Annotated in this window: 10 protein-coding genes; 4 read left to right on the top strand and 6 right to left on the bottom strand. The window is 73.4% G+C overall.

Annotated elements, in window-relative coordinates; all coding sequences use genetic code 11:
• Positions 1–1,032 (bottom strand): serine/threonine-protein kinase (locus tag ACFP6A_RS11610; protein WP_379603685.1); only part of this gene is annotated, 1,032 nt, incomplete at its 3' end.
• Positions 1,033–1,110: 78 nt separating this feature from the next.
• Positions 1,111–2,130, bottom strand: a complete 1,020-nt coding sequence (locus ACFP6A_RS11605; protein WP_379603701.1) for a Gfo/Idh/MocA family protein — start codon at positions 2,128–2,130, stop codon at positions 1,111–1,113.
• 112 nt (positions 2,131–2,242) lie between these two features.
• Here ACFP6A_RS11605 and lipB point away from each other — a divergent pair, with 112 nt between their 5' ends.
• Positions 2,243–2,893, top strand: coding sequence for a lipoyl(octanoyl) transferase LipB (gene lipB / locus ACFP6A_RS11600; protein WP_379603683.1), 651 nt, complete (start codon positions 2,243–2,245; stop codon positions 2,891–2,893).
• A 6-nt stretch (positions 2,894–2,899) separates the two neighbouring features.
• Here the strand turns inward: lipB and ACFP6A_RS11595 are convergent, their stop codons facing one another.
• On the bottom strand, positions 2,900–3,826 hold the full coding sequence (locus ACFP6A_RS11595; RefSeq protein ID WP_379603682.1) for an LLM class F420-dependent oxidoreductase: 927 nt from the start codon (positions 3,824–3,826) through the stop codon (positions 2,900–2,902).
• Between the two features lie 58 nt (positions 3,827–3,884).
• On the opposite strand from ACFP6A_RS11595, the gene lipA reads away from it, so the two are divergent.
• Positions 3,885–4,886: a lipoyl synthase gene (lipA, locus tag ACFP6A_RS11590; RefSeq protein ID WP_379603681.1), complete on the top strand. Its 1,002-nt coding sequence runs from the start codon at positions 3,885–3,887 to the stop codon at positions 4,884–4,886.
• A 19-nt stretch (positions 4,887–4,905) separates the two neighbouring features.
• Positions 4,906–5,640 (top strand): DUF4191 domain-containing protein, encoded by a 735-nt coding sequence (locus ACFP6A_RS11585; protein ID WP_379603680.1) that lies wholly within the window; start codon positions 4,906–4,908, stop codon positions 5,638–5,640.
• A gap of 62 nt (positions 5,641–5,702) precedes the next feature.
• On the opposite strand, the gene ACFP6A_RS11580 is transcribed toward ACFP6A_RS11585, so the two are convergent.
• Positions 5,703–6,149, bottom strand: coding sequence for an RDD family protein (locus ACFP6A_RS11580; protein WP_379603678.1), 447 nt, complete (start codon positions 6,147–6,149; stop codon positions 5,703–5,705).
• Between the two features lie 141 nt (positions 6,150–6,290).
• On the opposite strand from ACFP6A_RS11580, the gene glnA reads away from it, so the two are divergent.
• Positions 6,291–7,715, top strand: coding sequence for a type I glutamate--ammonia ligase (glnA, locus tag ACFP6A_RS11575; protein ID WP_379603676.1), 1,425 nt, complete (start codon positions 6,291–6,293; stop codon positions 7,713–7,715).
• Between the two features lie 26 nt (positions 7,716–7,741).
• Here glnA and ACFP6A_RS11570 read toward each other — a convergent pair whose 3' ends face one another.
• Together ACFP6A_RS11570 and ACFP6A_RS11565 are read right to left on the bottom strand one after the other, a co-directional pair.
• Complete coding sequence (locus ACFP6A_RS11570) at positions 7,742–8,818, bottom strand: tyrosine-type recombinase/integrase (RefSeq protein ID WP_379603675.1); 1,077 nt, start codon at positions 8,816–8,818, stop codon at positions 7,742–7,744.
• On the bottom strand, positions 8,793–9,332 hold the full coding sequence (locus tag ACFP6A_RS11565) for a helix-turn-helix domain-containing protein (RefSeq protein WP_379603673.1): 540 nt from the start codon (positions 9,330–9,332) through the stop codon (positions 8,793–8,795). The genes ACFP6A_RS11570 and ACFP6A_RS11565 overlap by 26 nt, the downstream gene beginning before the upstream one ends.
• Between the last annotated feature and the right edge of the window lie 9 nt (positions 9,333–9,341).

The raw sequence follows: 9,341 nt of genomic DNA, 5'->3' as shown, positions 1-9,341 counted from the left end.
CCGACTTGTCGTGGGCGGGGCCGCCCAGGCACGCCGCCGCGGCGGCGCGCCGCGGCGACGGCGCCGGGTCCCGGCCGCGGACCTGCGGCCGGGTGCCGGCAGCACCGGGTCCTGGGCCGCCGCGGCCCGGCGCAGCCGGTGGGTGACGAGCTCGGCGGGAGGGGCAGCCGGGTCGGACGCCACGATGCGCACGGGCAGCGCCGGCGCCGCGGCGAAGCAGCCGGCGGCAAGGTCCCGCGGGTCGGGGCGCGCGCCCGGGTCGGGGTCCAGCGCCCGGTGCAGGACGGTGGCCAGCCGGTCGGGCACGTCGGGGCGCAGCAGGGTCAGCGGCAGCCGTTCCTCCACCGGCTCGGGAGCCCGGCCGGTCAGCGCGAACCAGGCGACCGCCGCGAGGCCGTGGACGTCGCTCGCCGGGGTGGGCAGGTCGCCCGCGGCCAGTGCGGGGTCGCGGTAGCCCGGTGTCCCGACCGGCGGCTCGCCGGTGAGCGGTCCCACACCCGCCAGGCAGGCTGCGGACAGGTCCCCGAGGAGGGGACGGCCGTCGTCCCCGAACAGCACGTTGCCGGGCGCGACGTCAGCGTGCACGAGTCCCTGCTCGTGCAGCTCTGCGAGCAGGCCGCCGAGCGGGGTGACGAGGGTGACGACCTCCTCGACGTCCAGCTGGCCACGGGCGGCCACGAGCGCGGCGAGGCTGCCGCCCGGTGCCCGGTCGAGCACGAGCGCAGGGCCGTAGCCCGGCGCCCGGGCGACCTCTCGCAGCCGGACCAGGTGGGGGTGGTGGACCCGGCGCAGCAGTGCGGTCTCGGCCAGCAGCCGGTCGGCGTCGTCGTCGGGCCGGCGGAGCACCTTGAGAGCCACCGGCTCGCCGGTCGGCTCGTGCTCGGCCGCCCACACCTCCCCGGTGGACCCGAACCCGAGCAGCCGCCCGGTCCGGTACCCGGGGACGAAGGGGACCCCGGCGTCGCCGGGGGCCGGGTCGCTGGGGGCCGGGTCGTCGGCCCGGCCGCTGTGGTGTCCGTCGCTGACGTCCATCGCCCCAGTCCAGCGGATCCGGGCGGTCTCCCGCGGCCGTCGTCCACAGGCCCTGGCGGCACCCGGCGCTCCGCGACCTCACCGGTCGAGCCGGACCACCCGGGCCTCGGCCGCGCTCACCCGCGCGGCGTCGATCACCTCCAGCACGTGCACGGCGTCCCACGGCTGCACCGGCATCGCCGGCTGCCCGCCGCCGCCGAGGACGGCGCGGGCGACGGCGGCGTAGAAGTCCGCGTGGTGACCGGGCTCGCGACGGACCGGTGTGCGGTCGGCACCGGCCACGAGCCAGCCGGCGTGGTCGTCGTCGAGGTCGGCGAGGTCCGCGAAGGCGGTCGGCTCGGCCTCGAAGGACGTCGCGACGTACGCGGCGCGGGTGCCGAGGACCCGGGTCCGCGGACCGGGTGCCGCCGCCAGGGACAGCGCACCCAGGTGGCTGCGGGCACCGCTGAGGTGGGTCAGGGCGAGGAAGGCGTCGTCCTCGGCCGGCGTCGTCCGAGCGGCCAGCTCGGCGTAGACCGCGGTGACCGGTCCGAGCAGCTGGACGGCGGAGTCCACCAGGTGGGTATGCAGGTCGAGCAGCAGCCCGCCCCCGTCGGCGGGGGCGGCGTTCTCCCGCCAGCGGTCCTTGGGCACCGGTCGCCAGCGCTCCCACCGCCGCTCGAACCGGATCACCTCGCCCAGCGCCCCGTCGGCCAGCAGCCGGCGCAGGGTGAGATGCTCGCCGTCCCACCGGCGGTTCTGGAACACGGTGAGCGGCACGCCGGCCTGCTCCGCGGCCTGCACGACCGTCCGGGCCGACGCCGCGTCGGTGGCCAGCGGCTTGTCGACGACGACCGGGACGCCGGCCCGCACGCAGGCCAGCGCCTGCGCGGCGTGCACTCCGCTCGGGGAGGCCAGGACGACGACGTCCGGGCCGGTGTCGAGCAGCTCGGCGAGCGAGGAGACCACCTGGACACCGGGGTGGTCCGCCACGGCGGCCGCCGACCGCCCGGGGTGGCGGGTCTGCACCGCCGTGACCCGGGCTCCGGCCCGGCGCAGCAGCGGGGAGTGGATGCCCCGGCCGGCGTCGCCGTAGCCGACCAGTCCGACGCGAAGCATCACCACCAGCCGCATCCTCCTCCACATCGGCGCGCAAGTGGCCACCGCCTCCGCCCCGAGCTCGTCGCGACCCTTCAGCCTGCTCGCGGCGCCGGCGCGTAACCTGACACTCATGCAGCTCGAGCACGTCGGCTTCGGCGAGGACGCCGTCGACTACCGCAGAGGTTGGGACCTGCAGCGCCGGGTGCACGCCCAGGTGGTGGCCGGGGAGCGTCCGGACACCGTGCTCCTGCTCGAGCACCCACCGGTCTACACCGCCGGCAAGCGCACGGAGCCGCACGAGCGGCCGTTCGACGGCACACCCGTGATCGACGTCGACCGCGGCGGCAAGATCACCTGGCACGGGCCCGGCCAGCTGGTCGGCTACCCGATCGTGCGGCTGCCGGACCCGGTCGACGTGGTGGCCTACGTGCGCCGGCTGGAGCAGGTGCTCATCGACGTGTGCGCCGAGCTCGGGCTGGCCGCCGAGAGGGTGGAGGGCCGCAGCGGGGTGTGGGTGCCGGCGGACGACGCCGGCCCGGCCCGCAAGGTCGCCGCGATCGGCATCCGGGTCGCGCAGGGGGTGACCATGCACGGGTTCGCCCTCAACTGCGACAACGACCTCACCTCGTTCTCCCGGATCGTGCCGTGCGGGATCCCCGACGCCGGGGTGACCTCGCTGACCGCCGAGCTGGGCCGTCCGGTTCGGGTCGCCGATGCCCTCCCGGTGGTCGAGCGGCACCTGGAGCGCACCCTGCCGGCGGCGGTGCCCGCCGCCGGCTGAGCCCGTTCAGGCGACCTGCGGCAGCACGGACCCGGCGATCTCCTCGAGGTGCCGCAGGTCGGCCAGGTCGAGCACCTGGAGGTACACCCGGGTGCATCCGACCTCGGCGTAGCGGCCCAGCCGGTCGACGACCTCGTCCGGGGTGCCGGCGAGGTGGTTGGCTCGCAGCTCGGCGACGTCCCGGCCGATGGCGTCGGCGCGCCGGCGCACCTCGGCGTCGGTGGCGCCCAGGACGACGGCGAGCGCCACCGACCAGGTCAGCTCGCCGGGGTCGCGACCGGCCTGCCCGCAGGCGGCCCGCACCCGCTCGTACTGGACGGCGGTCTGCTCCACCGAGGTGAAGTTCGCGTTGAACTCCGTGGCGTACCGGGCGGTCAGCGCCGGGGTGCGCCGCTTGCCGGACCCACCGATGATGATCGGCACCCGCGGCTGCACCGGCTTGGGCAGTGCCGGGGAGTCGCTGATCGTGTAGTGCTCGCCGGAGAAGGAGTACCGCTCCCCCACCGGCGTCGACCACAGCCCGGTGATCAGCTCCAGCTGCTCGGCGAACCGGTCGAACCGCTCCCGCACGTCGGGGAACTCGATGCCGTAGGCGCGGTGCTCGGCCTCGAACCAGCCGGCCCCGAGCCCCAGCTCGACCCGCCCGCCGGACATCTGGTCCACCTGCGCCACCTGGACGGCGAGCACCCCGGGCGCCCGGAAGGTCGCCGACGTGACGAGGGTCCCCAGTCGCAGCCGGCTGGTCTCCCGCGCCAGGCCGGCCAGCGACGTCCACGCGTCGGTCGGTCCGGGCAGGCCGTCGCGACCCATGGCCAGGTAGTGGTCCGAGCGGAAGAAGCCGTCGAAACCGGCGTCCTCGGCGGTCCTGGCGACGGCGAGCAGGTCGTCGTAGGTGGCGCCCTGCTGGGGCTCGGTGAAGATGCGCAGGTCCATGGCCGCACCCTACGAGAGGGGCTCGGCGGGGCCGGTCGGCCGGGCTTAGGCTGGTGCGGTGACTGTCGCACCGGAGGGCCGCCGCATGCTGCGCCTGGAGGCGCGCAACGCGCAGACCCCGATCGAGAAGAAGCCGTCGTGGATCAGGACCCGCGCCACGATGGGCCCGGAGTACGCCGAGCTGAAGAACCTCGTGCACAAGGACGGTCTGCACACCGTCTGCGAGGAGGCCGGCTGCCCGAACATCTTCGAGTGCTGGGAGGACCGGGAGGCGACGTTCCTCATCGGCGGTGACCAGTGCACCCGCCGGTGCGACTTCTGCCAGATCGACACCGGTCGCCCCGCAGCGCTCGACCGCGAGGAGCCGCGCAAGGTCGCCGAGTCGGTGCAGGCGATGGGCCTGCGGTACGCCACCGTCACCGGGGTGGCCCGCGACGACCTGCCAGACGGCGGGGCCTGGCTGTACGCCGAGACGGTGCGGGAGATCCACCGGCTCAACCCGGGCACCGGGGTCGAGGTGCTCATCCCCGACTTCAACGCCGTCCCCGACCAGCTCGCCGAGGTGTTCTCGGCCCGCCCGGAGGTGCTCGCGCACAACCTCGAGACCGTCCCCCGGGTGTTCAAGCGGATCCGGCCGGGCTTCCGGTACGACCGGTCGCTGTCGGTGCTCACCCGGGCGCGCGAGGACGGGCTGGTGACGAAGTCGAACCTGATCCTCGGCATGGGCGAGACCTACGAGGAGGCGGTCGAGGCGCTGCAGGACCTGCACGACGCCGGCTGCGACCTGGTCACCATCACCCAGTACCTGCGCCCCAGCGTCCGGCACCACCCGGTGGAGCGCTGGGTCAAGCCGGAGGAGTTCGTCGCCCTGTCCGAGGAGGCTCAGCGGATCGGCTTCGCCGGGGTGATGGCCGGGCCGCTGGTCCGCTCCTCCTACCGCGCCGGCCGGCTGTGGGCGCAGGCGATGCAGCGCCGCGGCGAGACGCTGCCGGACGCGCTGCAGCACCTGGCGACGGCGGGCAGCGCCCGACAGGAGGCCGCGAGCCTGGTCGGTCGCTGACCGCCGTATCCTCACCTGCATGCCGACGAGCACCGACACCGAGTCGCCTCGCCGCGGACGGTTCCGCCGGCGCCGCAGGAACGGCAAGCAGGGCTGGTTCGCCCAGATCCGCGCCGTCTACCGGATGACCCGGCAGGCGGACCGGTCGGTGACCTGGTGGATGCTCGGTGCCTTCGTCGCCGTCCTCGGCGTCGCGGTGCTCATCGGGGTGCTCACCGAGCAGGTGCCCTACGCCACCATCCTGGGTCTGCCGTTGGCGCTGCTCGCCGTCACGTGGATCCTTGCCCGCAAGGCCGAGCGCGCCGCGTTCACCCAGATTGAGGGCCAGCCGGGTGCCGCCGGCGCCGCGCTGCGGGTGCTGCGCCGCGGCTGGACGGTCGAGGAGGAGCCGGTTGCGGTCGACCCCCGGACCCAGGACTCGGTGTTCCGGGTCGTGGGGCGCCCGGGCGTCGTCCTCGTCGGTGACGGGCCACCGCACCGGGTCGGCAGGCTGCTCGAGGCGGAGCGCAGGAAGGTCGCCCGGGTCCTGCCCGGTGTCCCCGTGCACGTCATCCAGGCCGGCAACGGCGAGGGCCAGGTGCCGCTGCGCAAGGTCCCCCGCCAGGTGCAGAAGCTCAAGCGGCAGCTGACGAAGGCGGAGGTGGCGCAGGTCGTCAAGCGGCTGCGCTCGCTCGGCGGGCTGCGCCCGCCGATCCCGCAGGGCATCGACCCGTTCCGGGTGCGGCCGAACCGCAAGCAGATGCGGGGCCGCTGAGGAGGCCCGGCTGCGGCCCTGCGTGCCGGCTCGTTCGTGACGCCTGCTGCGTCACCGTGCGCTCAGCGCAGGACGAGGACCGTCCCGGCGGCCCGGTCGTGCATCCCCCGCTGGTCGCGGTCCCAGACCAGGGCCGGGACGGCGAGGCAGAGCAGCAGGGTGCGCACCGCGGCTCGCCCCGGTCCGGCCCACCCGCCGTCCAGGCGCACCACCCGCATCCCGAGCAGGGCGTGGCCGACGCCCATCCCGAGGGTGCCGACGAGGACCAGCTGGGCCAGGCCGAAGACCGCGAGGGTGCCCCACGGGTCGCCGTCGAGGAACGCCGCGGAGATCGCCGACGCCAGAGCCCAGTCGACTCCGACGGCCAGCAGCCGGCGGCCCACCCGGGCGACCGAGCCGGCCCCCTGCCGGGGGCGGCCGAGCCGGCGTCCGGGCCAGTCGTCGTCCCGGCCCTGCGCCACGCTGGAGGGCCCCGAGATCCACGACCCCACGTCCCGGCGACTCACCACGGCGCCAGCCTACTGGCGCCGTGGAGGCTCGCGGCAGGCACCGTAACGGCGGTGAAACACTCGGGACACCGGCGGGAAACTACGGCTGCCTAGGTTCACGCCACCACGGCCGGACCGCGCCGAGGGTGACAAGGAGGATCGATGTTCAAGGACGCCGACGAGGTGCTGCGCTACCTCAAGGACGACGACGTGGAGTTCGTCGACGTGCGGTTCTGCGACCTGCCCGGGGTGATGCAGCACTTCAACATGCCGGCGGAGTCGTTCGGTTCCAGCGCGTTCACCGACGGGCTGATGTTCGACGGCTCGTCGATCCGCGGGTTCCAGGCCATCCACGAGTCGGACATGAAGCTCGTCCCGGACGCCGCGACCGCGTTCGTCGACCCGTTCCGTGAGCGCAAGACCCTCGTCATCAACCACTCGATCGTCGACCCGTTCACCGACGAGCCGTACGCCCGCGACCCGCGCACCATCGCCGCGAAGGCAGAGGCGCACCTGCGCAACACCGGGATCGCCGACGCGGCGTACTTCGGTGCGGAGGCAGAGTTCTACGTCTTCGACGACGTGCGCTTCGAGACCAAGCAGAACGCCGGGTACTACTTCATCGACTCCGTCGAGGCGGCCTGGAACACCGGCCGCGCCGAGGAGGGCGGCAACCGCGGGTACAAGACCCGGTACAAGGGCGGCTACTTCCCGGTGCCGCCGGTCGACCACTTCGCCGACCTGCGCGACGAGATGACGACCACCCTCCAGGCCGTCGGGCTGCAGGTCGAGCGGGCGCACCACGAGGTCGGCACCGCGGGGCAGCAGGAGATCAACTACCGGTTCTCCACGCTGAAGCACGCCGCCGACCAGCTGATGATCTTCAAGTACGTGGTGAAGAACGTGGCGTGGAGGGCCGGCAAGACGGTGACGTTCATGCCCAAGCCGCTGTTCGGCGACAACGGATCCGGCATGCACAGCCACCAGTCGCTGTGGAAGGACGGCGAGCCGCTGTTCTACGACGAGCGCGGCTACGGCGGCCTGTCCGACACCGCCCGCTGGTACATCGGCGGCCTGCTGCGGCACGCCCCGTCACTGCTCGCGTTCACCAACCCGACCGTCAACTCCTACCACCGGCTGGTGCCGGGGTACGAGGCACCGGTGAACCTCGTGTACTCCCAGCGCAACCGCTCGGCGTGCGTGCGCATCCCGGTCACCGGGACGTCGCCCAAGGCCAAGCGCATCGAGTTCCGGGTGCCGGACCCGTCGTCCAACCCGTACCTGGCGTTCTCGGCGATGGTCATGGCCGGCCTGGACGGGATCCGCAACCGGATCGAGCCCCCCGAGCCGGTCGACAAGGACCTCTACGAGCTGCCGCCCGACGAGCACGCCGCCATCGACCAGGTGCCCTCGTCGCTGCCGGCCGTGCTCGACGCGCTCGAGGACGACCACGACTACCTCACCGAGGGGGACGTGTTCACCCCCGACCTCATCGAGACCTGGATCGACTTCAAGCGGCGGAACGAGGTCGACCCCATCCGGCTGCGCCCGCACCCGCACGAGTTCGAGCTCTACTTCGACATCTGACCTCTACAGGCCGCTGACCTGCGGGTTTACCCCGCGAAGGCTCGGCTAGTCCGCAGACAGTCCGCACGAGCCGCCAGGACCGCACCCACAGCGGCCCGTGCGGACTCGTCCGCGTCCGGCCACAGGTGCCCGTAGGTGTCGAGCGTCGTCTTGGCGCTCGCGTGCCGGAGCCGCGCCTGCACGACCTTCACGTCGGCACCGGAGCCGATGAGCAGGCTGGCCAGGTAGTGACGCAGGTCGTGGAAGCGGAACCCCTCCGGCAGGTCGATCCGCTTGCGAGCCGACCGGACTGCTCGCTCCACCGCCCACGGCGAGGCCGGCCCGCCCATGCCGTCCGTGACGACGGTCTCCCCCGGCCACGCCGCCACCGACGCTGACAGCTCGACCGCGAGCTCGGCCGGGATCGGCACCGGCGTCCGCGAGGTCTCCGTCTTGAGCGTCTCCCCCGGGTACTGCTGCACCGGGAGGACCACGCCGCGCATGAAGTCCACGTCCGCGACCCGTAGACCGCAGGCCTCAGCCACCCGCAGACCGACGAAGGCACCGAGCAGGACCGCCACCCGCAGGTGCTCCGGGAAGGCCTCGTACAGGGCCCAGACCTGCTCGGTGGTCGCCACGTAGGGCCGCTGCTTGCCGGCCCCGGGAGACGTCCGCCTCGAGCATGGGTTGCGGGCCAGGATGCCGTCGTGGACGGCGTCCGCCATGACCTGTGACAGTCGGGCGTGCAGCGCGTAGACGTACGACTCCGACAGGCCCTCGGCGCGCAGGCGAGAGGTCCACGAGCGGACCTGGGACGGTCGGACCGCGGACAGCTGCATCGACCCGAAGGCCGCCTCGATCTGCCGGATGTGGACCTCGGCCTGGCGCACCGTCGACGGCTTGCGTGTCGAGTAGCCGTCGAGCCACGTCCGGCACCACTCGCTGACGGTCGTGCGGGCTGTCGCCGGGTCCACGTACTGTCCGGTGACGACCGCCGCCGTGACCTCGTCGAGCCAGCGCTGAGCGTCCACCTTCCGGGTGAAGTGCCGGGCGTGCTCCTTGCCGGCGGCATCCCGGTACCGGGCCCGCCAGCGGCCGTCACTGCGCTTCGCGATGCTGGCCACGACGCTCACCCGCCCTTCGGTCGCGCTCCCGCAGGAGATTCCTGTACCTCACCTTCGCTGCCTCCTGCCGGAGCCACTCGGCCTTGAGCTGCTGGCGGATCTCGGAGATCCTGCGCTCAGCGATTGCCTGATTGTCCCTGGCCCTTTCCAGCTGGCGGCGCTCCCGCTCCTCGGCCATACGCAGGTTCCGCTCCCGGATGATGCTCATCTGGACCTCGTCCTGCGCTGCTTGGAGCTCGGGCTCGTCCCACAGCGACTCCACCGGGACGTCGAAGTACGACGCGAGCGCAGCTGCCTCGTTGACCCTCAACGGCTTGTCGCCGGCCTCCACCTTGCTCAGCGTCGTCTGGTGCCAGGACAGGCCGTGCAGCACGAGCTCGGCGCACAGCTGCCGCTGACTCAGCCCTCGTGCCTCGCGCAGCCGGCGGATGTTCCCCCCGATGACGGCCTCAAGGTCGGGCTCCCACCTGGGGCTGCCCTCTTCATCAATCTCCACAGTCGTCAACGCTAGCACGGACCGCGA

Origin of the sequence: Quadrisphaera sp. GCM10027208 (assembly GCF_042658805.1) — a bacterium.
In the GTDB taxonomy this organism is placed as follows: Bacteria; Actinomycetota; Actinomycetes; order Actinomycetales; family SCSIO-59966; genus SCSIO-59966.
This window is presented reverse-complemented; position numbering and strand designations above follow the sequence as displayed.

Bases quoted from the DNA above. Each gene is read 5' to 3' on its own strand.
- ACFP6A_RS11605 (WP_379603701.1), bottom strand. From the start codon at position 2,130: ATGCTTCGCGTCGGACTGGTCGGCTACGGCGACGCCGGCCGGGGCATC.
- lipB (WP_379603683.1), top strand. From the start codon at position 2,243: ATGCAGCTCGAGCACGTCGGCTTCGGCGAGGACGCCGTCGACTACCGC.
- ACFP6A_RS11595 (WP_379603682.1), bottom strand. From the start codon at position 3,826: ATGGACCTGCGCATCTTCACCGAGCCCCAGCAGGGCGCCACCTACGAC.
- ACFP6A_RS11585 (WP_379603680.1), top strand. From the start codon at position 4,906: ATGCCGACGAGCACCGACACCGAGTCGCCTCGCCGCGGACGGTTCCGC.
- glnA (WP_379603676.1), top strand. From the start codon at position 6,291: ATGTTCAAGGACGCCGACGAGGTGCTGCGCTACCTCAAGGACGACGAC.